Genomic DNA, 25,760 nt, shown 5'->3' on the forward strand with positions numbered 1-25,760 from the left:
ATGTTTTTAAAAAATGAAAACCAATATTTTCCCTTTTAGAATAGGAGAACAGTATGAACTTTATGAGTTTGATTTAAAATATGTGAAGACAGTATTTCAGGGTAATAATGAATACTTAGTTTATGAATTTATAGAACAAAGAGAAATGAGTTTATTTAATGTTAGAGTTAAGAAAGTTCACTTGTATTATAATGCAGATATATTATCTAAAGTTATTTATTTTTTAGATTTATAATTTTATAGCGTCTTCATCATTATCAGTGTCTTCACTTAGGTCAATATCATCATAACTAGATTTTGAAATTTCCATTTCAGATTCATATTCCTTAATCCAATTACTTAAAGTAGTCTTTCCAACATTATAACCTTGTTCCTTTAAAAGTTCAGACATCTTTCTTAAAGATATTCCTTTCTTTTTATATTCAATAATAATAGGAATAATGAGGTCTTTTTCAGGAATACCTTGGTTTTGTAAAGCAGAGACATTAATGGATTGTCCTTCATCTAAAAAAAGAAGACTTTCTTCATTAAACTCTATCACTTTAGCTGTACTTTTCTCTTTAGAGCTAATGTAATTGCCTTTTAAAATATGTAAAAAGCGTTTTTGTTCTTCTCTGTGATGTTTTCTTAATTCTATAACAGACCTCATTTTAGCTTCAAATCCTTGAGAACCTAAAACATTATTTTTGTCAGCTCTTTTCTTTTCAGAACCTTTACCAGTATGATGTAGGAATAGAATTAAACAATTATATTTTAGGGCAATTGCAGAATAGATTTTAAGAAATTCTCTAACTTTTGTACTAGCATTTATTTCACCACTAAATACATCAGTAAATGTGTCAATAACTATTAAATCAACTGGTGTTTTTTCTAATATTGATTCTAATTTCTTATGAAGTTCTTCAGGATTAAATAAGAAGAGTAAATTGTTAAGTTTCTCTTCATCTATATCAGATTGAATATTTGCTACTTGTTTTTTAAATCCGATACTAATTGAGTTTGGGTCATCTTCAGTACTAACATATATTACATTGTTAGTTCTACAATTCAATTTATATCCTAAGAATTTGTCAAATCCTAAAGCTATGCAGATTGATAATTGTCTTAAAAAGGTACTTTTACCAACATCAGAAGAACCAACTAATGATACTATTCCTGATAGTGGAAAAAGTGGTTCTACCAAAGTAGGAATACTACTGTAATTATTTTTGTATAATTTTAAACCAGAATAAGGGGAGTCCTTAAAATTTGTGTTATCCATACATTATATATTATAAATAGGACATGACTGTACAATGTCCATTATGTTATATAGTGGACAGGACAGTTCAAAAGTAGAATAATTCGAATAAAAAGGCATACTATTAGGTAACCTTTTTTGAATAGCTTTTGTAAGAAGTTAATAATCAATATAGAGAAGGAACAGGTTCGAGTCCAGTTCCCGCTACTAAGTCTTTAGACTAATAAAATCAACGGTTTGTGTCCTCACAAACCGTTTTTTTATGCTTAATTTTCAGCAGTTAATTGAAAGTGAATACAGAAGTGCATACGAAAGTGCATACGATTTGACTATGAAACAACAATATTCTGAACCAAAAATTTACTTAGGAAACAACGACCTATCAAAACGATGGTACGTGTATTTTTCCTACAGAAATCCTGAAACAGGAAAGCTAACTAGACAAACGCCAATATATGGCGATGCAAACACCTATAAAACGAAAGAAGAACGTTTAGCAGTTCTAACTATTTATAGGCGTGTTTTATTAAAACTTTTAAAGCAAGGTTACAGTCCATATGAAGATAATACAGAACTGCATACAAGACTGAATACACCAACCAAAAACGAACCAAAACCGCAACCAGAAAAACCAAATAGGTTAACTACAGTAAATAATAATAGTGATGTTGGTTCAAGTACAGTAAATACTGGTGTTTTGGAAGAGGTGAAGCCTATTGAAAAGGGTAATGCACAACCAAATTTAACCAAAGTTAACCAAGACGTAACCAAAACTGTTTCGGGTACAGCAACCGAAGGAAACCAGATAAAAGAGGCGTCTAATTCAACATCAAAAAAAGAAGTTGAAGATAATAAAGGGAAAACTTTAATTGATGATGCATTTAACCTAGATGATAGGATAAAACAAAAGTCGTTAAGAGTTACTAGTTATAGAACATATTCAAGTCACATAAAACGATTTAAAGACTGGTTACGTAAAGAACAAAAACATTTAAAGTACATTGAACAGGTAGATAAATCTGTTGTGATTAAATATTTAAACAAGGTGCTTTTAAACTCTTCATCTAGAAATAGAAATAATTATAAAGCAAGTATTAGTAGTTTTTATTCAACGTTAGTAGATAATGATATTTTAAAGACTAATGAGATAGTTTCGATAAAAAAGCTTAAAACTAATTCGGTAAGAAACAAAACTTACACAGAAGAGCAGATAAAAGAAATTTTTGGTTATTTAGAAAAAGCTGATCCAATATTACTTTTATTTATAAAATTTGTGGCGTATAACTTTTTAAGACCAATAGAAGTGTGCCGATTAAAAATTGGAGATATTAACTTAAAGAACAGAACAATTTCTTTTAAAGCAAAAAATAAGCCATTAAAAACTAAAATTATTCCATCGATACTTATTAATGATTTACCAGATTTGAGTCAATTTAAGGAGGATGAGTTTCTTTTTAATTATAAAAAATTAGGCGGTTATTGGAATGCATCAGAGGATACTAAAAGAGGTAAATATAGCCTTCGTTTTAAAACAGTGGTAAAAGATAAGTTTAATTTAGGGAAAGAATATGGTTTGTATAGTTTTAGACACACATTTATAACTAAATTATATAGAGCATTAAAAGAAAATTCATCACCGCATGAAGCAAAAAGTCAGCTAATGCAAATTACAGGTCATACCTCTATGACTGCGTTGGAATTTTATCTTCGTGAAATGGATGTAGAATTACCAGAAGACTATTCAAATTATTTTTAAAAATCAATGGATCAAAATTTAAGTGAAATATATAATAAATTAAACTTAGGTTTAATATGTTGTTCAATAGGATATGTGCCTCAACGTTTTGTCAATTTTATAAATAAAGAAGGTGATACGTTTTTTCAGAATTTGGTTAATAAAATCGTTATTATTGACAAAAAGGGTTATGACAAAGAACCTACAGTAACCGAGCTTTTTATGCTTATGGGTAAATCATCTTTGTTAAGTCAAAATATATTTGATTTAAATAATTTAAAACGACAGCATAACAAAGATAATTTTAAGTACATATTAGAAAAATATACAGATTCTCTTAATGCAGTAATTTATATAGCTGAGTATTATTTTAATAATATTGATATAGATATACCAGAAGCTAATACTTCGATTAAAACTTCTTTCCAAAATCAATATCATTATTTAATTAAACATAAAGAAGAATTTGATTCTAAATTTAGTCCTTACAATTTTCCGCCAATAAATATAAATTCTTGGTTAAATCAAAAAAGGTTAAATGACTTAAATGCTACTTTTCCAAATTCAAAAATTCCAGAATTAAAAGCTGAAGACTTTAAAACAAAACAGCAACCTTTAATTGATGACAAAAAAGAAGAGGTTAAAAAGTCAAAATCGCAATTAAAGAAAGAAAAAATACAAGCCATAAAAGAAAAAGCTAACCAAGAAGCTGAAAGTTATATACTAAAGCGTGTTTTTAATTTGGATGTATAATTGTTGTTGATCCACTGTTGATTCTTGTTGATCCGCTGTTGATTTTTGTTGATTAGTTGTTGAATCTTGTTGATTTATCGTTGATCCTCTGTTGATTCTTGTTGAATTGCTGTTGAATATTGTTGATTCTTGTTGAATTAATGTTGGTTTTCAAAAAGGGATTTGTTTATGTTATTTTGGTTTAGTAAGAATTATAGAAAAATAGACTTGAATTAACTTTCAGCGTTTGAAGATTTTCTTTAGTTTTATGGCAACCAATACTTCTTTAAGGAGAAAATCAAAGCGCTATTATATTATGAATGAAAATCTAACTTTTTTATTTAAAAGTAAAAATCAATAATCATAAAGTTTAAATATATTTTATATTGGGTATAAATTATTATTGAGGGAAACCGTAATAAATAAATAAAGATAATTATTATGTTTGATTTTAATTTTCATTATATAAATTATGGTTTTTTGTAGATTGAAATTATTATAAATGAAGAACAAGTTAACACTTTCACAACTAGAACAATACTTGTCTAAAGCTGCATGGATACTAAAAGGTCCAGTAGATGCTTCAGACTATAAAGTGTATATTTTCCCATTATTATTTTTTAAACGGTTATCAGATGTTTATGATGAAGAATATCAACAAGCATTGGAAGAATCCGATGGAGATATTGAATATGCTTCATTACCAGAATTTCACCGTTTTGAAATCCCAAACGATTGTCATTGGAAAGACGTAAGAGAGACAACAACTAATGTCGGTCTTGCAATAGAAAAAGCACTTAGAGGAATTGAGCAAGCTAATCAAGAGTCACTTTATGGAATCTTTGGTGATGCACAATGGAGTAATAAGAATAAACTATCAGACCGTTTATTAATCGACCTAATAGAACATTTTTCGCAATACAACCTATCCAACTCGCTAGTAGATCCAGATATTTTAGGGAATGCCTACGAATATTTAATTAAACACTTTGCAGATTTAACTAATAAAAAAGCTGGGGAGTTTTATACACCACGTTCTGTAGTACATCTTTTAGGTTTAATTTTAGATCCTCACGAAGGTGAAACTATCTATGATCCTGCTTGCGGTACTGGTGGTATGCTATTAGAATGTGTAGATCATTTAAAAGAAAATAACGAAGATTATCGTACGCTTAAATTATATGGTCAAGAAAAAAACCTTACATCAAGTTCTATTGCTAGAATGAACATGTTTTTGCATGGTATTGAAGATTTTCAGATAGCTAGAGGCGATACCTTACGACAACCAGCTTTTTTTGCAGCTGATGGCTTAAAAACTTTTGACTGCGTAATTGCTAATCCACCATTCTCTTTAAAACAATGGGGCGCAGAAAACTGGATAAATGATCCTTATGGACGAAATGTCGCTGGTGTGCCGCCAAAAGGTAACGGAGACATGGCTTGGGTGCAACATATGATTAAATCCATGAATAGTACTGGGCGTATGACGGTTGTGTTACCACATGGTGCTTTGTTTAGAAAAGGTGCTGAAGGCAAGATAAGAAAAGCACTTATAGAACAAGATTTGCTAGAAGCGGTTATAGGTCTTGGACCAAATATTTTCTACGGTACGCAGTTAGCAGCTTGTATAATGGTGTTTAAACAAAACAAAGAAGCTAATAAAAAAGACAAAGTTTTATTTATTGATGGTTCCGATAAAGTTAAAGTAGGTAGAGCACAAAATTTTTTAGAGCCTGAACATGTAAATCAAATTTTTGAATGGTACACTGACTGTAAAGATGTCGAGAATTATGTAAAAGTGGCTAGCATAAAAGATTTAGAAGAAAATGATTTCAATCTTAATATACCATTGTATGTAGAGAAAATAATCGAAGATAATTTACCTAGTGTAGAAGAAGCGCTTTCTAATTTAAAAGAAGCATGGAAAGCTAGTCAAGAAGCAGAAGATAAGTTTAAAAAAATATTGAAAGAATTTATATAACTATGAATTTAAAAAAAATGCCATCTAGTAATGCGCAAGATCGTCCAATCTCAGTTTGGTTTCAAAAGTTGGAAAATGGAGAAATTAAATTACCTCGTTTTCAAAGACATCAAGCTTGGGATAGAAAACGTGTTTTAAGTTTATTAGATACTGTTATTCAAAATCTTCCATTAGGTGTAACCTTATTATTAAATGTAGACAAAGAGCAATTCATTTCAAGATACCTTGTCACAGCACCAGAAACTGGAGGAAGAGTTACAGAACACTTATTAGATGGGCAGCAACGCTTAACAGCATTATGGAGAGCTTTACACAATAATTATAATCAAGAAACTTATTTTCTATACCTGCCTGAATATGATTTGTATCGTGACAATATTGAAGAAGAAGAAAATGAGTTTGCAGTATATTTTCAAGGAAGATGGATAGATAAAAAAAATAGGCTCAGACCATTATGGGTTGAAAACCCTAAAGAGACTTTAGCAAGAGGTTTTGTGCCTATGCAATTATTCAGACCTGGTGATATTTCTGGAGAATACGAAACTTGGGTGAATGATGCTCTTATGGATGAAAAACCTAAAATAGGAGATAATGATTACGAAAAGCAATTTGAGGCTTGGATGAATGATAAACAAAATCTTTTAAAAATTATTCGAGATGTTAGAGAAACAATAGCGCATTTTAATCTTCCTTATTTAGCATTACCTTCTACAACAACAAAAGATACAGCCTTACAAGTATTTATCAATATGAATACAAATAGTAAACCATTATCTCAATACGATATAATTCGTGCTGAAATAGAAGGTGTTAAAGGTGTTTCTTTAGACGATTATCAACAAAAAATAGAAACACAACATCCTAATGTGCAATTCTACTTTGAATTACCATTTTTAATTCTTGCTACTTCGGCATTAATGCAAGACAAGCTACCTAATCAACGCGGTATGTGGGATATGGAAAAAGACACTATGATTGCCGACTGGGATAAAATGGTTGCAGGACTGTCAAAAATGGCAGCATTTTTAGAAGGTCAAGGTATATACGATAAAAAACGTTTACCTACCAATGCTGTTTTAGCTGTAATAGCAGCTCTATATACTCATATACCAGAGAGTTTAGACGCAAGAGGTCAAGCCGAAATATTATTAAGAAAATATTTATGGTCTAGCTTCTTTACAGATCGTTATGAAAACTCTGCAGCATCGCATGCTTTTAATGATTTTATGGCATTAAAGAATGTTATTCTTGGCAAAGAAAAAGAATCTGGTGTACGTTTTTGCGAAAGTGACGTTCCTGTTCTTAATAGAGATAAATATCCGTTATCAACCATAGAAGAGCTAGTTCAAGTAGGTTGGCCTAAACGAGAAAATATAAGAGCTCGTGGTATAATGGCGGTATTTAACAAGTTAGGTGCTATAGATTTTGCAGATGGCTCTACAATTAATAGACAACAACTTATAGAGAGTAAAAGACATTATCATCATGTATTTCCTGATGATATTTTAAAGAAAGCTGAAATCGAAAGTTATCTAGCACTAAATTGTTCTTTAATTACAGATAAAACCAACCTAAATATAAGTAATAAAGAGCCTTTTAATTATTTAAAAGAGCGATATGACTGGACAAGTGAAGATATTGTAAATTCAAGATTAAAATCACACTTAATTCCTATTGAAGAGTTAAAAAATGGAGGTTACGAAAACTTAAGTCAGGAAACTAAAAAAGTTAAAGTAGCTAAAGATTTTGAAGCGTTTATAAAAAAACGTGGACTATATGTTATTGAAGCTGTAAAACAACTTACAAAAGGTAAAGATATAAGTGCAACAGAAATTATTAATAAAGTAGAAACTTTAGAAGAGGTAAATTAACATGACCCAACAAGAACTAGAAAAATACCTTTGGGGCGCAGCAACCTCATTAAGAGGGACCATAGATGCAGGCGATTATAAACAATACATCTTTCCGTTATTGTTTTACAAGCGTATTTGCGATGTGTATGATGAAGAGTTTGAAAAAGCACTAGAAGAAAGCGATGGCGATTTAGAATACGCCGCATTTGCAGAGCACCATCATTTTATAGTACCAGAAACCGCTCATTGGAATAGCGTACGCGAAACCACCGTAAACGTGGGTATAGCCATACAAAACGCCATGCGCGATATAGAAAAGGCCAACCCAGAAACCCTTTATGGTATTTTTGGTGATGCCTCATGGACCAATAAAAACCGGTTAAGCGACGAAACCTTAACCAACCTTATAGAACATTTCTCGCAGCACAAACTTAATTTAAAAAATGTACCAGACGACCAATTGGGTAACGCCTACGAGTACTTAATAAAAGAATTTGCAGACGATTCTGGCCATACCGCAGCAGAGTTTTACACCAACCGTACTGTGGTTAAACTCATGACCATGATTATGGATCCACAACCAGGAGAATCTGTATACGACCCAACCTGTGGCTCTGGTGGTTTACTATTAAACTGCGCCTTACATTTACGCGATGAAGGTAAAGAATACCGTACCCTAAAATTATTCGGACAAGAAATAAACCTAATTACCAGCGCTATAGCACGTATGAACATGTTTATGCACGGTATAGAAGAGTTTAGCATTGTACGTGGCGATACACTAGCACGACCTGCGTTTTTGCATAACGATGAGCTAAAAAAATTTAACGTAATTCTGGCTAATCCACCATACAGTATAAAAGCATGGGACAAAAAAAATTTTGAAAATGATCCTTACGGACGTAATCTTTGGGGCACACCACCACAAGGTTGTGCCGATTATGCTTTCCAACAACATATACAAAAGAGTTTAGATGCTGAAAACGGACGCTCTATTTCGCTTTGGCCACATGGTGTGTTGTTTAGGGATTCTGAAAGTGAAATGCGTCGTAAGATGATAGAAGAAGATTTAGTGGAATGTGTTATTAGTCTTGGCCCAAATTTATTTTATAATTCCTCAATGACGTCTTGTTTATTAATAACGAATAATAACAAGAAGCCAGAAAGAAAGGGTAAGGTTTTATTCATTCAAGCAGTAAACGAAGTTAGAAATGAAAAAACTATTTCGTATTTAGATCCTCATCATATTGAGAGAATATATAATGCATATCAAGATTTTAAGGATGAAAAAACGTTTACAGCTGTAATCGAGAATGATAAAATTGTAGAAGATAAAAACGCACGTTTAAGTGTACAGTTGTTCGTAAAGGAGGAGATTAAAGAAGAATTAAATTTTGGCACTGTTTTCAACACTTGGGAAACTGATTCTAAAAAATTAAAAACCTCAATGAATGACCTTTTTAAAACTTTAGCGAATGGATAATGTAATGAAGGAAGAAAAAGAATTAAAATTGGATAAATCTAATTGGATTCCAACTAAGTTAGGTGATTTAGCTTCTGAAATATCCAAAAGAGTAGATAATCCAAGTGAGTCTGCATATGACCGTTTTGTTGGATTAGGAAACTTTGTTTCTGGAGATATAAAAATTAAAACTTGGGAACCTACAGATAATTTGGCGTCTTCTGCAAAAGCATTTCAAGCTGGAGATATACTGTTTGCACGTAGAAATGCCTATTTACGTAGGGCATCTATGGTAGATTTTGACGGTTGTTGCTCTGGCGATGCATTTATATTAAGAGAAAATCATGATAGAGTAGTTCCTGGTTTTTTAGCCTTTTTATTAAATAGCAATGCACTTTGGGATTATGCCAACTCTAATGCTGCAGGAACCATGTCAAAACGTGTAAAATGGCGCGATTTGGCAGAATACGAATTCCTCTTACCACCAAAAGACCAACAAGCCAAACTTGCGGAATTACTTTGGGCTATGGATGAGGTTGTGGAGAAGGAAAATGAAGCATTAAATAATCTTTATGACACCTACTCGACTTCTATTAATCAATTTATGATACATGGAAACTATGGCGATGATGGAGAAATTGTAAAAACAAAATGCGGGCTTTTAGATAAAAGAATTAAAACTATAAAATTAAAAGAATGTCTCCTTGAAAAGCCTACTTATGGTGCAAATGCTTCGTCTAAGCCTTTTGAAAATGGTTCTTTGAGGTACATTCGAATTACGGATATCGATGATGAAGGTAATTTAATTGAAGAAGATAAGGTTACAATCGATTCAACCGAATATTCGCAATACATCTTGAAAGATCAAGATTTCCTTTTTGCAAGAACGGGAAATACAGTTGGAAAAACTCTTTTATATGATTCTCAAATGGAAGAATCCGTGTTTGCTGGCTATCTTATTAGATTTAGAGTAAATCCTATTGTATTGAAACCGAAGTTTCTTTTCTACTTTACCAAATCTTTGAAGTATGAATCATTTAAAAGGAAAATGATAAAAATAGGTGCACAACCAAATATTAATTCTGAAGAGTATCAATCTATGGTTCTTCCATGTTTTTCAATTGAAATACAGCAAGAATTAATAGATAGATTAGATTTTATGAAATCTAATATTGATTCCTTAAAATCCAAAATTCAAAGTTCCAAAGCCTTACAAAAGAGTTTAATTAATCAGGTGTTTTAGGGTATGATACAAGCAGTACAAAACAACAAAGTCAATAGATTGGTGTTTAAAGCCAATGAAGATGCTTTAACATCGTCTATTTTTGAGCGGTTTATGTATTTGCCCAAAGAGCTGTTTCAGCATATACTAAAAGAAGCTTTGCTAGATGTAGTGCCAAATTTAGACTTGCACACCATACAAAGTATCGAGTATTGGCCCAATTGGAATCCAGAACATACCACAAATAAAAACCGTGTAGAACCAGATGTGTTTATACGTACAGCTACCCAAGATATTATTATAGAAGCAAAACGCTACGATGCCAAACAGCAAAGTAAAACCCAATGGAAAAACGAAATACAAGCCTATTATAACGAATATAGTATTGATGAAAAACCATTACTATTTATTGCATTAGGTGGTTTGCATAACCAACACACAGAAACCATTAAGGTTAATAATAAAGAACACCAAATTTATAAATGCAAATGGCAAGCCATTCTACAAGCCATAAATAACTTAAAATACACACTAGAGTTAACCAAAGATGTATTAAATAGCAATCAAACTATACTAAACATTTTAGAAGATATGATTGTTAGTTTTGGGTTATTTGGTTTCTCAACAGCAGATTGGTTAGAGCGTTTTATGCCACCAAGCCATATTAAAAAATCGTCTATTAATCAATTAGCGCTATCATGGAAAAACTAAACCCAAACCAACTACAAGATATATTTAAAGACGTTAGGTCTGCTTATCGCATTTTAGCTTTATATCAACAGCGTATATTAGATACCGTAAAATATGTAGGTAATCAATATGGTTTTTCCTTTCAAAGCGGTTGGTCTAAATTTAGTAATGCAGCCTCTCATGGTAATAGGGCTACTATACATAAAAAATGGTCTTGGGATTGGTTAACACAATACCTATATGAGTTTAATATGGGAGTATTAGAAGTAGAACAAGATAAATTCTATTTTAAAATACTACATCAAGCAGATACTGGTTTTTATGATGCTAATGAGATGCACGAAATAACCAAGTTAAATATAGACCAGTTTGCAGATGAAAAAAAATCTCAAACGCGTTTGTTTTTTATAGTTAGTAAAAATGAAGATGGTTGTCCTATTCAACATTTTTTAAAAGACAATTTAACTAAAGATAGTACAGGCAAAATATTAAATGGTAATTGGTTAGCTAAACCTTATGATATATCAAGATTTGTTAATCAAGAGTCAGCAGATGTAGTGCTTACAGAATTTAATGCCTTGTGTAAGGATACTTTTGGAATAGATTTATTATCAAAAAATATTAATTAGTTATGACATTGCATGCAGCTATTCAACAAGTGCTTTTAAAAGCAGGAAAACCATTATCTGCAACCGAAATTGCAATGATTTTAAACAAGAATAGTTGGTATACTAGAGGTGATGGAATTGGTATAAAAAGCAGTCAAATAGGTGCTAGAGTTAAAAACTATCCACATCTTTTTAGTAAAGTAAATGGATTAATTACATTAAAAAGTAAAACAGGTGTTAAACCCATAAAAAACAAACAAACACCACTAAAGACACCTTTAGAAAATGTAAATCAGGATTCATCTTTATCTATTAAAATCCTGATGAATGATAAAAACTTTAAAAAGCTTTTAGATTGCGAACATAAAATCCCTGATTCACCAGGACTTTATTGTATAAGAATTAAAGATGTAAGCGTATTGGGTAAAACCTTTTCAAATATATTAAAACTACGTGATCATAATATTATTTATATTGGTATAGCTTCTAAAAGTTTGAAAAAGCGATTTTTAAATCAAGAGCTTCGAGCAAAAGGGCACGGTACATTTTTTAGAAGTTTAGGTGCTGTACTTGGATATATTCCAGAAAAAGGATCACTAATAGGTAAGAGCAATCAAAATAACTATAAGTTTTCAAAGAAGGATGAAATAAAAATAATCGATTGGATTAATGAAAACTTACTAATTAATTGGGTAACACTTTCTGAAAATTTGAGCAGAATAGAGAAGGAGCTTATCAAAGAATATTTACCATTATTAAACATAGCCGGTAACCCTAAAGCTTTAAAAGAGGTGCGTGATTTAAGAAATAAGTGTAAAGAGATAGCAAGAGGAACTTTATAAGAACATAACATGACAACTAAAAAACAATTTATAGACTATATAAATGCTACAAAAAAAGGAAGTTTAACTATTAAAAACACAAGCTTTTCTAGTATTAATAAATCTAAAAATGTCTGGTGGTTAAATATCGCTGTAGATAAATTTAAGACAGAAGTTAATCTACTTTTAAAAGTAGAAAACGGAGTGTTTTGGATTGTGTTACCAGTTGGTTTTGTAGACTCTTTAGAGAATACTTTTAAAGTAAGAAAAGATAAAAATGCTGTAGATTTAGAGATTAACGCAGGAAGCAATAATTTTTTATATGATGTGAAGAGTGGAGGTACAGGGTTTGATTTTAATGAGTTTGTTAAGGATACTATAATGCTTTAGATATCTTAATAGTTAATTCGCGATTCGCGAATCGCGAATTAACATGATTGTTTTGTATATTTGTGCATAAAATTATAAAAATAGTCATGAAAAAACATAGTGGAATGAGGCCACATGATATTGTGGTATTATTAAAAATAGCAGCTAAAGGCAAGAAAAAATGGTTAATGAAAGACTTGTCTTTCGAATTAAATATTAGTGCTAGTGAAATAAGTGAAAGTATTAATAGATCTAAAATAGCTGGTTTAATAGGTCCAAATAAAAAAAGTTTAATGCGTTTGGCTTTAATGGATTTTTTAGAATTTGGAATTAGGTATGTGTATCCACAAAAACCAGGAGCAATAGTGAGAGGTATCCCGACAGCACATTCTGCATCACCTTTAAATAATACTATAGTAAGTGAAGAATATTATGTGTGGCCTTATGCTAAGGGTGAAATAAGAGGTCAATCAATAGAGCCTTTATATATAACCGTAGTCGAAGCATGTTTAAAGGATAAAAAACTATATGAATTATTAGCGTTAGTAGATGCTATAAGAGTAGGAAGAGCTAGAGAAAGAGAAATAGCGTTAAAAGAATTAAAAATTAGAATACTAGAAAATGATTCTGATTTAGATAGAAGATTATTGCTACTAGGGAAAAAGTAAAAAGGAATGGAAAATAAAGTCATAAATATAGATACAGTAGCCCAAGTAGCATCAGCACTACAAGAACTAAAAGATAAAATGATTTTTATAGGAGGAGCTGTTGTCAGTGTTTATACAGATGATGCATCAGCAGATGAAATACGACCAACAGCTGATGTTGATTTAACTATTGATTTATTAAACTATTCAGATTGGGCTCAAATGCAAGAAAGATTAGCAGAACTAGGTTTTAGTCCAGACCCAGATGGACATGCTATATGTAGTTATTTATATAAAGGCGTATCCATAGATATAATGCCAGCAGAAGATGGTCCTATTGGTCCAGCTAATAGATGGTATAAGATTGGCTTTAAAAATTTACATACTACAGAAGTTAAAGGGCAAGATATTAGTATATTATCTGCTCCTTGTTATTTGGCTACTAAATTTGAGGCATTTAATGACCGAGGTACAGATTACAGAACAAGTCATGATTTTGAAGACATTATTTATGTATTGGATAATAGAACGACTATTGTTGACGAAATTAATGAGGACCATCCAGAAGTTAAAGAATTTATAAAGCAGGAGTTAACCAAAATATATGCTAGCCCTTCGTTTATGGAAATAATATCTTGTCATATCCATCCGCTTATTATAGAGGATAGATTGCCAATTTTAATAGAAAAAATAGAAAAAATAATTATGAGTTAACTATGAGCTTCAACGAACTAAACAGTGTAGAAAACTACATCATAAAACAACTTACAGGTGTTAACTTAAATACCAATGAAGTAGCAGAAGTCGCTTTAGTATATAATAGTTTATGGCAATACAAATCACCTCAAGAGTTACAACGTTCAGTCAATGAGGTGTTATTAGAAAGTGAGTTAAAACAAGCGCTTATTCGTTTAAACCCAGAGATTACTGCAAATCCAGAATTTGCAGATGAGGTGATTTATAAACTACGTGCTATTTTAATTTCTGTACATCAAGTGGGTTTGGTTCGCGCTAATGAAGAATTTTTTAAGTGGTTACAAGGTGATAAAACCATGCCGTTTGGAGAGAATAATAGACATGTTCCTGTAAGGTTAATAGACTTCGAAGATTTAAAGAATAATAGTTTTATTGCAACAACCCAATTTCGTGTTCACTATAGAGAAACTAAAATACCTGATGTAGTATTGTTTATTAATGGCTTGCCAACTGTAATTGGTGAAGCAAAAACACCCATTCGTCCATCAATAAGCTGGTTGGATGGTGCGCATGAAGTTCATGATATTTATGAAAATGCTATTTCTCAATTATTTGTACCTAATGTTTTATCATTTGCTACAGAAGGCAAAGAATTGTATTATGGTGGTGTGCGTACACCGTTAGAGTTTTGGGCACCATGGCGATTAGAAAATGACGAGGATGCCATAGCAAAAAGATTAGGTTTAGGAGAAGTAGGTAAGGAGTTATCAGATTTGCTACATCCGAAGCGCTTATTGGATATTCTTCAAAACTTTTCTTTATTTACAACAAATAAAAAGAAGCAGCGTATTAAGGTAATTCCACGTTTTCAACAATATGAAGGGGCTAATAGAATCGTTGAGCGTGTAAAAGAAGGTAAAATCAAAAAAGGATTAATCTGGCATTTTCAAGGTTCAGGTAAATCTTTATTGATGGTTTTTGCGGCTCAAAAATTACGAAGAGAGCAGTCCTTAAAAAGTCCAACAGTTATTGTTCTTGTTGATAGAACTGATTTAGATACCCAAATTACAGGAACATTCAATGCAGCAGATGTACCTAATCTAGAAACCACAGATAGTATCTACGAACTACAAAAGTTGCTTGAGCGAGACACTAGAAAGATTATCATTTCTACCATATTTAAGTTTAGAGACGCTAAGCCTAATATGAATATAAGAGAAAATATTATCGTTCTAGTTGATGAAGCGCACAGAACACAAGAAGGTGATTTAGGTCGTCAAATGCGTGTAGCATTACCTAATGCCTTTTTATTTGGTTTAACCGGTACTCCAGTTAATAAAGCAGATAAAAATACCTTTTGGGCTTTTGGAGCAGAAGAAGATAAAGGCGGTTATATGTCCCGATATACATTCCATGATTCAATACGAGATAAAGCCACAATGCCTTTGCATTTTGAACCAAGGTTGGTTGATGTACATGTAGACAAAGAAAATATTGATAGAGCATTTGCTGAATTTAAAGAAAGTTCAGCACTTACTGATGAAGAAGCAGATGCTCTAAACAAGAAATCTGCAAAAATGGCTGCTTTCTTAAAGTCACCAGAACGTGTCGCTAAAATAGTATCGGATATTGCACAACATTTTAATGAAAAAGTAAATCCTCATGGTTTTAAAGCGATGATAGTAACACCAGACCGTTATGCATGTGTTCAATACAAAGCAGAACTAGATACATATTTTCCTGAAGAGGCAAGTAAAGTAGTGATTTCTACTACAGCTAATGATGGCATAGAATTCAAGCAAAAATGGGCAATTACTAAATCCGATCAAGAAAAAATAGTAGATGAGTTTAATGATGCTACTTCTGATTTAAAATTCATAATTGTAACTGCTAAATTACTAACAGGTTTTGATGCACCGATATTACAAACTATGTACCTTGATAAGTCTATTAAAGATCATACATTGTTGCAGGCTATTTGTCGAACGAATAGGTTGTATCCAAAGAAATCGTTTGGTCGTATTGTAGATTATTTTGGAGTATTTGATGATGCTGCAAAAGCCTTACAGTTTGATGAAGATAGTATTAAAAAGGTAATTACAAATTTAACAGATTTAAAAGAAAAACTGCCAAAGGCAATGGAAGAGGCTTTATCTCATTTTAAAAATCTTGATAGATCTTTAGGTGGTTTTGAAGGCCTAGAAGCAGCACAAAATGCTATTAATAATGATGATAAAAAAGATGCATTTGCCAAAGACTATAAGTACGTATCAAAACTTTGGGAATCCTTATCGCCTGATGCAATTTTAAATGAATACCAAGAGGATTATAAATGGTTATCCCAGGTTTTTGAATCCGTGAGACCAGCATCTGATAATATTGGAAAGCTGCTTTGGTTTTCATTAGGAGCTCAAACAACACAATTGATACATGAAAATGTTCATGTAGGTGAAGTTCATCAATTGGAAGAGTTCGTTCTTGATGCAGATGTCATAGAAGATATCTTCAATAATCCTGACCCCAAAAATGCTAAAAAGTTAGAAAAACTATTAATAAAACGATTCCAAAAGCATTCTGGAGATCCTAAATTCAAATCATTAAGTGAGCGTTTAGAAGCTTTAAGAGATAAAGCACAACAGGGTTTGATAACTTCTATAGAGTTTGTTAAAGAGCTATGTAAATTAGCTAAAGAGACGGTTGAAGCTGAAAAAGAGATGTCAGAATTAGTACAAATCAAAACACCAAAAGCAGCACTAACAGAACTGTTTTTAGAATTAAAAAACCAAGAAACACCAGCAGTTGTTGAACGTATTGTAAATGATATTGATGCTATTGTTAGAGTCGTTCGTTTCCCTGGTTGGCAAAAAACAAGTTCAGGAGAGCGCGAAGTGCAAAAGTCGTTAAGGCAAGCTTTACTAAAATATAAATTACATAAGGAACAAGATTTATTCAATAGGGCTTATGCTTACATAAAAGAATACTATTAATACTTTAACTTATTTCGTAGTCTAGAAATAAAACTATTCTTCTCTTTGTGGGTGACTTCAAAAGTTTCTTTAGTATTAAATAATTCAACATTATTATTGTCTCTCATTTTAAAATGAGAGTTGTTAATAATAGTACTTTGATTAATTTTTTGAAAGTCGTAAGGGGATAATTTTTTATTAAGGTAATCAATAGTCGTTCGAATGTTTTTATGTACTAATTCATCTTCTTTACCATAAAAGTGAACAGAATTTTTTTTAGGTTTATCACCATTAATGTTTTTCGAGGTACTTATATAGTAAACTTGTTCAGGTAAAAACCTAATGTCCTTATTGGTACCTATTTCTAATGTAATGGGTGTATTTAAAGAAGTTGTACTATCTTTATGTAATTTACCTATAATTTTATTTTTAAGGATTGTTTTAAATTCTTCAACATCAAAAGGTTTGCTTAAATATCCTGTAATGTTAAGATTGTTAATGACTTTTTTTTCGTTGTCGGATGTAGAGGTTAAAAAAATTATTTTTTTATTTATCCCAATTTCTTGAGCTAGTTCTAATCCGTTATAAACGGGCATTTCAAAGTCAACTATTAATAAGTCAAAGTCTTCATGGATAGCTTCTTCAAACGCGATTTTAGAGTTGCTATAACTTTTTATGTGTTGTAAGTCATAGGCTTGTGAAATTCTATCAATTTTAGACTTTACACGTTCTAAGGTTTTTAAATTATCATCAACCAGTATATATCTTATCATTTAGCTTAGATTTATAGTTAACTCAGAAAGGTATTGATTGTTAGGTAAGGGTTTATTTAAAAGTTCGCTATTAGGGTAATAGGCATCTAATAACTGTTTTAATGCAGTTAAACCAAAACTGTTTTTTGATGTAGTTTTATAATCCTCTCGTTCTTCAATACTATTTACTAAGCTGTAACTTAATATATTGTTTTCATCTTCTTTCAGAATAATACTAATAAAAGAGTCATTGTTGTTCAAACTACCATGTTTTAATGCGTTTTCAATAAAAGGGAATAATAATGTAGGCTTTATAACAATGTCTTTAGTACGTTTTTTGGTTAATTGGTTTTTAAATTCAATGCTTGTGTATGGCTTTAAGTATTTTATTAACTCTAAAAACATATCTATATATTCTAATTCTTCTTTAAGTTGGATATCTTTTTTGTTTAAAGCGTTAACGTTATAGTCTAAAAGACTAAATATATGTTTTAGTGCTTTTAGAGGAGGTAACTTACTTGATACTCTTCCAAATCTATAATGAAATCCCAAAAAGGAGCTATAGCTAATATCAGTATACTCTAAATCTTCATATATCTGACTAATAATATTTTTTAAAAAATGGGCGCCTAATCGTGTGGAGTTAAGTTCAATGTTCTTAAATCTTAAGTAATTTTCATAAGCATTTTTTTGATGATTAAGTTCTTCTTTTTTTAATGTTATTTCTTTGTCTTTTTCACTTAATGTATTGTAAAACTTTTCTTTATAATCTTTTAGTTGTTTTTCAAGTTCAAAAACCTCTGTGGTTTTGTTAGCTAGCTGTTGCTCTATTGGTTGTAGTTTTAGTAATTGAGTTTTTAATAAATTATATTTTTTTCTGAAACTTCGTTTCTTATAGAGGTTGTACCAGTTTCTTAGAAGCAAGAGTATAAAAAGAACTGATATAATGAGGCAAATAAGAAATAAAACTGCAAAATCTTCTTGTAAAGATTCAAGTTCATTTGATGATGAAATGTAATCGTATTGATAATTCATATTCAAAAATAATGGGCTAATTTTTATGATTAACTAGTAGGAGAAAATAGTATGTCACAAAACAAAGTAATATTATCCCAAATATAACTTGTATGTCACAAATAGTAAAATGAAAAATATAAAAAGATGAAATTTGGACTATAAACAAAAGCTTAATAGAAGAGCTTTAAATAAGGAGTATTAATTTTAAAACAAAAAACAATGTCATTAAACAAAGATTATGATTACACACAAGCAGATTTAGACAATCATGCAAACCAATTAAACCCAAACAATGATGAGTATTGGCACTCGAGAGAAGAGAATTAAAATTAAAAACTAGTATTATGGAAAAATCAGTAAGCAAATCAGGTAAGCCAAATCCTAATTTTCCGAGTAAAAACAAAGGAATGAAATCAGGAGGGAAAAGAGGTAATAATCCTCCAAAAAGTAAAAAATAAAGATGTGTCTTTTCTTAATTGAAGGTTGAGTTATTTAAATTTTCCAAGCTAAATAGCAATGTTCTTGTAGCATTGCTATTTTTATATTACACCAAACCTAATATTCAAAAAACCAAAAGCAAATTTTAGTGAGACTAACCTACAATAATTTCCATAAACTAAACGAGTTTTTATTAGATTTGGATAGTTCTAAAGAGTATGTAGAAAAATATGGCAGTAGACCATTCAACATTAAAAAACTAAAAATACCTTATAATACTTTAACAGTCATTGAAGCATATATTAAAATAAAAAAAACGGTTTGAAATTAACTTTAAACCGTTCTTTACCTAATTGATTAAATTAATTCTGATTAACCCTAAATTTACCAGGCGCAAAACCAAACGTTTTCATAAGTCTTGTCCAAGTATTTATTTGAGATATTGCTAATGTAAGTTGAGCAATTTCAGATTTAGTAAAATGTTCTAATAAAGGATTAAAAACATTATCAGATATAGGATGTCTTTCTAATCTTGTTAATACATCAGTAAACTTTAAAACAGCACATTCTTTTTCACTAAAGTAATTGGTTTCTTCCCATACACAAAGTGACGAAAGTCTTAAGTCGGTTTCATTATGTTTTTTTAGAATTTTGTGATGCATATCTACACAATATGCACAACCATTTTTTTGTGCGACTCTTAACCTCACTAGTTCTAATAAATGTAAATCTAGTGTTGAATTATCTAAATAATTCTCAATTGCCATCAGATTTTTGAAGATGTCTTGAGGTACATCTGTATAACTTATTCGTTCCATACATATTTAAATTTTAATTATGGTATAAAGTTATTTTGAAGCTATATCAATCTACTTAAGGTATCTTATGAAATAAATTTATGTTTTTCTAAGTTCGCTAAGGTATTCAGGTGTAATTTCTAGATAAGATGCAATCATGTATTGGGGAACACGTTGTGAAAACTCTGGTAGGTTTTTAATAAAGTTGAGATAGCGATCTTTGCTTTTTAGCTGTAGAAAGACTTCGTATCTACGTTGTATAGCAACTAGCATATTTTCTGTGATAATTCTAAAATAACGCTCTAGCTTTGGATGTTTAATGTATAGATCTTCTAAAGTGTTTTTATCAATTTTAAGTACTTTAGTTGGCTCGATAGTTTCTATAGAAGTTAAAGATGGCGTTTCATTTACAAAACTTTCAACATTAGTAATCCACCAATTTTCAATAGCAAATTGATTAATTTTTTCGTTGCCTTTATGATCCAGTTGATAAGAACGAACTAAGCCTTCAACTATAAAAAACTTATGATTACAAACATTACCTTCTTTTAATAAAATCTCTTTTTTATCGAATTCTACTAAAGTGAAATGAGACAAAATATCATCAATTTCTATTTCGGTAAAATCAATGTGTTTATAAAAATGATCTTTTATGGAGTAATTAGATTTCAATATGATTTAAAATTGCAAATAAACAATTATTCCTTCTATAATATCATAATAGGGTAGAGCACCTTGCTCATTAGGTTGTAAGTTTTTTACTAGATGATAACGACCTCCTAATTTTTGTATAAGCAAATCTATATCTCCTTTAGTTGCTGGTTTATTTTTTTCGCTAGTAAAAAGTTTTACAAGTCCTCCTGCAACCATTGATCCAACAGCAGCATTACCAACACCAACTAACGTCATTTTATCATTTTGTTCTGTAGCAGGTTTTGTATTATTTGCTACAGGTAAATTATTTTTATTGCTTTTTCTTAATTGATATGCAGAAGACCTGCACGAGTTACTACAGTATTTTTGTACACGACGTCGCTTAGGCACAAAGTCCTGTTGGCAATAATTACATGTATAGTGTTTTGGTTCTAACATAGATATTTAGCGTAAATTAAACGTTTGATTTACGCTAAAATAAGTTTTTGAATTTAATATTCTTCTGAGGATTTTAAATATAAAGGTTTTTTTAATTTTTAATTTCAGTTTCTAGTTATATAGGACTATATTTAAAAACACCTTTCTTGCTAGGCAACAATCTGCGTCTTATTCAGACCATGCATAATATTCATCAATTATAGTTTTTCCATGTCCTTTATATTTAATATGTATTTATATATATTATTAATTTTGATTTTTGCTAATTCAGCTTTTATTCCTTCTTCAATAGTTTGAGTTATGTTTTATTCATTAAGAGCTGACCATTTTTAGAATAAACTAGCATTCCAAAATCTGAATCGGTACCATTACCACCAACACAAGTTTCTGCTGGAAAATATAAAAGTCCATCTTTGATACCGACAGAATTAAAATCAGACTCACTAGATTCTATTTCTAGTAAACCAAAATTTGCTTTTGGGTTTTCCTTTTGCTATTTTTCCCAGTCATCATCTTCTATACAAGGGTTTCCAACTTCTCCATTAGAGATAAGTTCTTTTTTCCATTTTTCGATTTCAATTTTGAAATCAGATGTTTTTTCTTGGGATTTACAACTGTTTGTCATAAAGCTTACCGTAAGAGCTGTGAGTAATATTTTTTTATTAATGCTAATTTATTTAATTTAAACCAAATTCATTTTTGGTTTTTTAATCTATTTTTGATTAAAATTAATAGTAAATAACTTCAATTTTAAGTTTTAGGATTGTTCGCTTCTGACTTAATCAATTCACGTGCAAAATCGATAAATAATTTATATGCTTTTGTAAATGAATAGTTGTCGTTTGAATGTTTAACAGCTATGTTCCTTTTTACCATTGTAGAACCAACTAACCTTTTGATACTATCTGCATCATTTAATTGCTTATTTGATTTAATAATATCAGTCCAAGAGCTGTTTTTGATGTAATCAACTATTTCGTCAATGTGAAAGTCCGAAAACCCTAATTCATCCATAAAATTCTTTCCGTCTTTGTCTAGTTCATAACAAAAGATTGAGAAAAATATGCTTATATCACGAGAAGTGTTTTCATTTGTCACTTCTGAAATTAGATAATAAAACTCCTGCGTATTCTTTAATTCAAAACCAAAAGATTTATCAAAAAACTCAGCATAGAAATCTTGATTCTCCTTTACGATATCAAAATAAGATTCGTCAATGGTTATAAATCTTCCATCCATTAAAGATGTAACTATTTGTTTGTGTTTATTGGGATACATTTTCTTTTTTAGTGATTTTAAGTTTTGGCATTATCAACTCTCCTTGTTCTGTTTTAAAGGAAATATTTCGATTCTCTTTGTCCTGTTGTACTTCATATTCTTCTTCAAAGATTAAGCTCGTTACCATAAAATAGTTGTCAAAATCAAAGCTTTTGTTTTCATTTTCTAATGATGTTTTGCACCAAGTGAAAAAGTCGTCAACTGGAAGTTTTGAGTTTAGCTGAGATTTATATTCACTTTTATTGAAAATCCATTGCTCTACAATTTCAGTTTCCTCTTCAAAAAATACATCTTCTTCATTTTTAAATTGGTCAAAATATTCTTTTGTGTTTTCGTATATAAACTGATTATATAGATTATCCCTTGTTGTATTGAAAATCTCAGGTGGTTTAATTCCTTTATAGCAATTTCCGTTTGTTAAGTATAAATGGAAACCTTGTAAATATTCACTTTCTGTCCTAATCCTATCTATAAGAGGTAAAAGTTCATTACTTAAGATAGAAGACTGTTTGCTAATATCTTTTACTACTTGCCTTAACAAATTATAAAGTTTTTCGAACTGCCTTCTTATGCTTTCGTCTGTATAATCAAAACGCTTATTATTTGAAAATTGAGAAATACTTAGTAGTTCATTATAGATTGATTGAGAATGATTTATATCTAAAATTGTGTTTAAAGGAATGATATAATAATCAATTAAATATCTAGCTTTTTGTACTTTCTCTTGATATTCAATTTTTCGAGTATTTGCTTTTAATTCTCTAGATTCATTTAGAAGACTTATTGTGTTATTTGTTACTGCATTTGAAAATTTCTTAATCTCGTTTGCCAAAGCTTCAATTCTATCCAGTAAAATGTTTTTGTCTTGATTGATGCCTTCTTTTATATTTAAAAACAAAGTTCTAATCGATTGACCAAATTTTTCAATCTCTTCTGGAAGTAATGGCTTGAATTGTTGAAGAACAAACTCAAATAAAACGAAATATGGTTCATTGATTACATAATCGTCATTTTGTTCAACAAGTAATTTATGTTCAAAAAGTTGGTTCTCAATATCACTTCCAAATTCTTTAAGTGCATCAGAAACTTGACTTTTTAAGATAATTTCATTCTTAACTTGTATATCAAAGAGTTGCCTTAGCAAGTCAAAATGAGTTGCCAAAAATTGTAATATGGTTTTTGGTTCTGACTTAAACATTGATTAAAATTTCTTGTTCTAAAAATCTATTTGTACGAGCAACTTGTTCTCGAATTTGTATAACGATTGAATCTTTCGAGTTTTTTACAAGGTTGCTCATTTTAGCCTTATTTCCTTTTAACGATACTGAATGTTTGTCGAAAAGTTCATTGTAATTGGAAGGCAAATACAATTGAGCATTAGTAAAAACTTCTTTTATTCGTAAATATTCGTCAAGTCCATTAAAGTCAAAATCGACAAAAACTAAAACTTCCTTTGCACTAATCTTTGAAATAGATTCTTTTCCGATTCTACCATACTTATGTAGAAACAGATACTCTTTACCTAAGAGTTTTTCTGCATTTAAGAAAGTTTCTAAATTTTCAACAAAGCAGATTTTATCAGCAATAATTGAATTTGGAATTACCGAAAATAAACCAAAATCAAGAGTCTGTTCTTTAATATCTACAAGTTGATTGTTTATTTGAACTGAATTAAAACCTCTTAGCAAGAAAATTGGGTTATTGTCAATTTTTGTTGCTTTTGAGTTTCTATATTTTTTAATATTTCCTGATTTGCTTTTGCTAACTTTTTGTTCTGGAAATGACGTTTTAAAAAATTTTTCAAATTCATTTTCTTTAGAAACTAAAATTTTAAAACCTCTGCCAAGTTTTAATGATTCTAAAATTTCAGCACGAAGCAAGTTTTGAAAAATATCAGAGTTTAAAACGCTTTTAGGAATTGACGATTTAGAAATCGATTTGCTTTCAAATAATAGTTTATATGTGTTAAAGTCAACTTCTCTCATTAGGCTTCAATCGGTTTTCTTAATATAACATTTCCATTCTTCTCGCTAACTACGATTTTACCTTTGTTTCTTCTGACGAGATAGTATTTATCAAAACCATCATAAGGATGAAGTGGTGCAGCTGAAATCGGTATAAAATTGTGTTCTTTGCAGAAGTTCAATATTTCAATTCTATTTGCTTCGTCAATAGTTCCTATTTCATCAACAAATAGGACAATTTTGTTTTCATCATCTTTTACAACTATTTGATTAATAATAGACATAATTAAAACCAAACGAATCATTTTATCTGTTCCATCAGATTCTATTTGATTTTTAAGGTCTACATCTTTGTGCTGTCCTTTTTTATGTAGATGAAGCTTGATATCAAATAAATCATTAAATGTAATTGTGGTTTGATTATCTAAATATTTATTAAGTGTGTTTAGATTTTCTGACTGGTCATCAAAAATTAGTTCTGATGTTAAATCTCTAATTTGAATGATTTTATTTATATCCTTAATAAGTTTTTCGTTTTCTACAATTTCAATCTTTAAGGTGTCGATATCAGATATTTTTATTTTCTTAATCTTTGAATTGAATTGATTTGTAATGAATGAGTTAAATTCTTCAAATCTTGAACGAAGGGTACCACAAGGATTTGCGAATTGAGTTGAAATATTTGCCAATAAACCTTCTACAAATTTTTCTTTATCTTTTTGTGCAGCTAATTCAGAATCAACGTGTTTTATAAAATCTGTTTCACTAGCGAAAGATGTTTCTGTTTTTAGTTTTAAGCGTTCAAATAAACTATCCTTTTTGACTTTAATTTCTCGTCTTTCTTCAAAGTTTCTTTTGAGGTTCTTGTAGATATTGTCAAGTGAATCAGTTGATTGATATTCAATAGGTTTAATTCCAAGCTGTTCAAGTACTACTTTCCAAGTTTGGATTTCTTCAATTCTTTTTTCTTTTTTAAAAATTTCCTTACTTGTTTGTTCAATAGTCTCGTTAAGTTTTCTGATTTCTTCTTCAATTAACTTAACGTCTTTAGTTGATTGTTCTTTTTCTTTTATTAGGTTATCAAATTCAACTTTAATAGCTTCTAGCTCTTTCTCAAAGGTTGGAAGTTGTTTTAACTTTTCAATCTTATCAGTTATGATTTTAATTTTGGCGTTTATCTCAATTAAATTTTTACGATGTTTTTCTAAATCTTTAGCTATAGGTAATAGCTTTTCATTTATTCCCTTTTCTTTTTCGAGTTGTTCAATTTGCTTTTTTAAATCTTCAATAGATTCTATTGGCTTTCCTTTAAAATTATTTGGTAACTCAATAGCACCATCAAACAACTTCATCAAGTTTTCTGTTTGCTTTATTTTTGCTGAAATATTGTCGGAAGATAA

General features: G+C 30.2%; 26 protein-coding genes. 15 read left to right on the top strand and 11 right to left on the bottom strand.

Translation table 11 applies throughout. From position 1 onward, the window contains the following. Positions 1-13 precede the first annotated feature (13 nt). A complete protein-coding gene (locus tag WA340_RS00555) occupies positions 14-235 on the top strand; it encodes a hypothetical protein (protein WP_336126849.1) in 222 nt (73 codons plus the stop codon). On the opposite strand, the gene WA340_RS00560 is transcribed toward WA340_RS00555, so the two are convergent. Then, positions 230-1,261 carry an AAA family ATPase gene (locus tag WA340_RS00560; RefSeq protein WP_336126850.1) on the bottom strand — a complete coding sequence of 344 codons (1,032 nt, stop codon included), beginning with the start codon at positions 1,259-1,261 and terminating at the stop codon, positions 230-232. The genes WA340_RS00555 and WA340_RS00560 overlap by 6 nt on opposite strands. A gap of 241 nt (positions 1,262-1,502) precedes the next feature. On the opposite strand from WA340_RS00560, the gene WA340_RS00565 reads away from it, so the two are divergent. From WA340_RS00565 to WA340_RS00625, 13 genes are all read left to right on the top strand, one after another. After that, entirely contained in the window at positions 1,503-2,996 is a 1,494-nt protein-coding gene (locus WA340_RS00565) for a tyrosine-type recombinase/integrase (protein ID WP_336126851.1), read from the top strand. A 6-nt stretch (positions 2,997-3,002) separates the two neighbouring features. Continuing rightward, positions 3,003-3,728: a hypothetical protein gene (locus tag WA340_RS00570; RefSeq protein ID WP_336126852.1), complete on the top strand. Its 726-nt coding sequence runs from the start codon at positions 3,003-3,005 to the stop codon at positions 3,726-3,728. Positions 3,729-4,209: 481 nt separating this feature from the next. Next, the gene (locus WA340_RS00575; RefSeq protein ID WP_336126853.1) at positions 4,210-5,688 is read left to right on the top strand and encodes a type I restriction-modification system subunit M; all 1,479 of its coding nucleotides are present in this window, start codon (positions 4,210-4,212) and stop codon (positions 5,686-5,688) included. Between the two features lie 2 nt (positions 5,689-5,690). Further along, entirely contained in the window at positions 5,691-7,559 is a 1,869-nt protein-coding gene (locus tag WA340_RS00580; protein WP_336126854.1) for a GmrSD restriction endonuclease domain-containing protein, read from the top strand. A gap of 1 nt (position 7,560) precedes the next feature. After that, complete coding sequence (locus tag WA340_RS00585) at positions 7,561-9,024, top strand: type I restriction-modification system subunit M (protein WP_336126855.1); 1,464 nt, start codon at positions 7,561-7,563, stop codon at positions 9,022-9,024. After that, positions 9,017-10,246 (top strand): restriction endonuclease subunit S, encoded by a 1,230-nt coding sequence (locus WA340_RS00590; protein ID WP_336126856.1) that lies wholly within the window; start codon positions 9,017-9,019, stop codon positions 10,244-10,246. The genes WA340_RS00585 and WA340_RS00590 overlap by 8 nt, the downstream gene beginning before the upstream one ends. Positions 10,247-10,249: 3 nt before the next feature. Then, positions 10,250-10,936: a hypothetical protein gene (locus tag WA340_RS00595; protein WP_336126857.1), complete on the top strand. Its 687-nt coding sequence runs from the start codon at positions 10,250-10,252 to the stop codon at positions 10,934-10,936. Beyond that, positions 10,924-11,544, top strand: coding sequence for a hypothetical protein (locus WA340_RS00600; RefSeq protein WP_336126858.1), 621 nt, complete (start codon positions 10,924-10,926; stop codon positions 11,542-11,544). The genes WA340_RS00595 and WA340_RS00600 overlap by 13 nt, the downstream gene beginning before the upstream one ends. A 2-nt stretch (positions 11,545-11,546) precedes the next feature. Beyond that, positions 11,547-12,365, top strand: coding sequence for a GIY-YIG nuclease family protein (locus WA340_RS00605; protein ID WP_336126859.1), 819 nt, complete (start codon positions 11,547-11,549; stop codon positions 12,363-12,365). A gap of 9 nt (positions 12,366-12,374) precedes the next feature. Then, positions 12,375-12,734 (top strand): hypothetical protein, encoded by a 360-nt coding sequence (locus WA340_RS00610; protein ID WP_336126860.1) that lies wholly within the window; start codon positions 12,375-12,377, stop codon positions 12,732-12,734. 86 nt (positions 12,735-12,820) lie between these two features. Then, positions 12,821-13,381, top strand: a complete 561-nt coding sequence (locus WA340_RS00615; protein WP_336126861.1) for a hypothetical protein — start codon at positions 12,821-12,823, stop codon at positions 13,379-13,381. A 6-nt stretch (positions 13,382-13,387) separates the two neighbouring features. Next, a complete protein-coding gene (locus WA340_RS00620) occupies positions 13,388-14,074 on the top strand; it encodes a nucleotidyl transferase AbiEii/AbiGii toxin family protein (RefSeq protein WP_336126862.1) in 687 nt (228 codons plus the stop codon). 2 nt (positions 14,075-14,076) lie between these two features. Continuing rightward, positions 14,077-17,043 carry a type I restriction endonuclease subunit R gene (locus tag WA340_RS00625; RefSeq protein ID WP_336126863.1) on the top strand — a complete coding sequence of 989 codons (2,967 nt, stop codon included), beginning with the start codon at positions 14,077-14,079 and terminating at the stop codon, positions 17,041-17,043. Here the strand turns inward: WA340_RS00625 and WA340_RS00630 are convergent. Together WA340_RS00630 and WA340_RS00635 are read right to left on the bottom strand one after the other, a co-directional pair. Then, positions 17,040-17,795 carry a LytR/AlgR family response regulator transcription factor gene (locus tag WA340_RS00630; RefSeq protein ID WP_336126864.1) on the bottom strand — a complete coding sequence of 252 codons (756 nt, stop codon included), beginning with the start codon at positions 17,793-17,795 and terminating at the stop codon, positions 17,040-17,042. The two genes, WA340_RS00625 and WA340_RS00630, sit on opposite strands and share 4 nt — an antisense overlap. Then, positions 17,796-18,809, bottom strand: a complete 1,014-nt coding sequence (locus WA340_RS00635) for a hypothetical protein (protein WP_336126865.1) — start codon at positions 18,807-18,809, stop codon at positions 17,796-17,798. It abuts the gene before it with no gap. Between the two features lie 568 nt (positions 18,810-19,377). Here WA340_RS00635 and WA340_RS00640 point away from each other — a divergent pair. Further along, positions 19,378-19,554 (top strand): hypothetical protein, encoded by a 177-nt coding sequence (locus WA340_RS00640; protein WP_336126866.1) that lies wholly within the window; start codon positions 19,378-19,380, stop codon positions 19,552-19,554. 37 nt (positions 19,555-19,591) lie between these two features. Here WA340_RS00640 and WA340_RS00645 read toward each other — a convergent pair whose 3' ends face one another. The 8 genes from WA340_RS00645 to WA340_RS00680 all read right to left on the bottom strand — a co-directional run bounded on the left by WA340_RS00645 (position 19,592) and on the right by WA340_RS00680 (position 25,706). Then, a complete protein-coding gene (locus tag WA340_RS00645) occupies positions 19,592-20,047 on the bottom strand; it encodes a carboxymuconolactone decarboxylase family protein (protein ID WP_336126867.1) in 456 nt (151 codons plus the stop codon). A 78-nt stretch (positions 20,048-20,125) separates the two neighbouring features. Next, positions 20,126-20,698: a Crp/Fnr family transcriptional regulator gene (locus WA340_RS00650; RefSeq protein WP_336126868.1), complete on the bottom strand. Its 573-nt coding sequence runs from the start codon at positions 20,696-20,698 to the stop codon at positions 20,126-20,128. Positions 20,699-20,704: 6 nt separating this feature from the next. Next, positions 20,705-21,118, bottom strand: coding sequence for a hypothetical protein (locus tag WA340_RS00655; protein WP_336126869.1), 414 nt, complete (start codon positions 21,116-21,118; stop codon positions 20,705-20,707). Positions 21,119-21,611: 493 nt separating this feature from the next. Further along, entirely contained in the window at positions 21,612-21,743 is a 132-nt protein-coding gene (locus tag WA340_RS00660) for a hypothetical protein (protein WP_336126870.1), read from the bottom strand. Positions 21,744-21,868: 125 nt separating this feature from the next. Then, complete coding sequence (locus WA340_RS00665; RefSeq protein WP_336126871.1) at positions 21,869-22,396, bottom strand: condensin complex protein MksE; 528 nt, start codon at positions 22,394-22,396, stop codon at positions 21,869-21,871. Next, entirely contained in the window at positions 22,383-23,594 is a 1,212-nt protein-coding gene (locus tag WA340_RS00670) for a hypothetical protein (protein ID WP_336126872.1), read from the bottom strand. Before WA340_RS00670 ends, WA340_RS00665 begins: the two co-directional genes overlap by 14 nt. Further along, positions 23,587-24,381: a hypothetical protein gene (locus WA340_RS00675; protein WP_336126873.1), complete on the bottom strand. Its 795-nt coding sequence runs from the start codon at positions 24,379-24,381 to the stop codon at positions 23,587-23,589. Before WA340_RS00675 ends, WA340_RS00670 begins: the two co-directional genes overlap by 8 nt. Beyond that, positions 24,381-25,706: an ATP-binding protein gene (locus tag WA340_RS00680; protein ID WP_336126874.1), complete on the bottom strand. Its 1,326-nt coding sequence runs from the start codon at positions 25,704-25,706 to the stop codon at positions 24,381-24,383. The genes WA340_RS00675 and WA340_RS00680 overlap by 1 nt, the downstream gene beginning before the upstream one ends. Positions 25,707-25,760 lie beyond the last annotated feature (54 nt).

Origin of the sequence: Mesoflavibacter sp. CH_XMU1422-2, from assembly GCF_037029245.1 — a bacterium.
GTDB lineage: Bacteria > Bacteroidota > Bacteroidia > Flavobacteriales > Flavobacteriaceae > Mesoflavibacter > Mesoflavibacter zeaxanthinifaciens.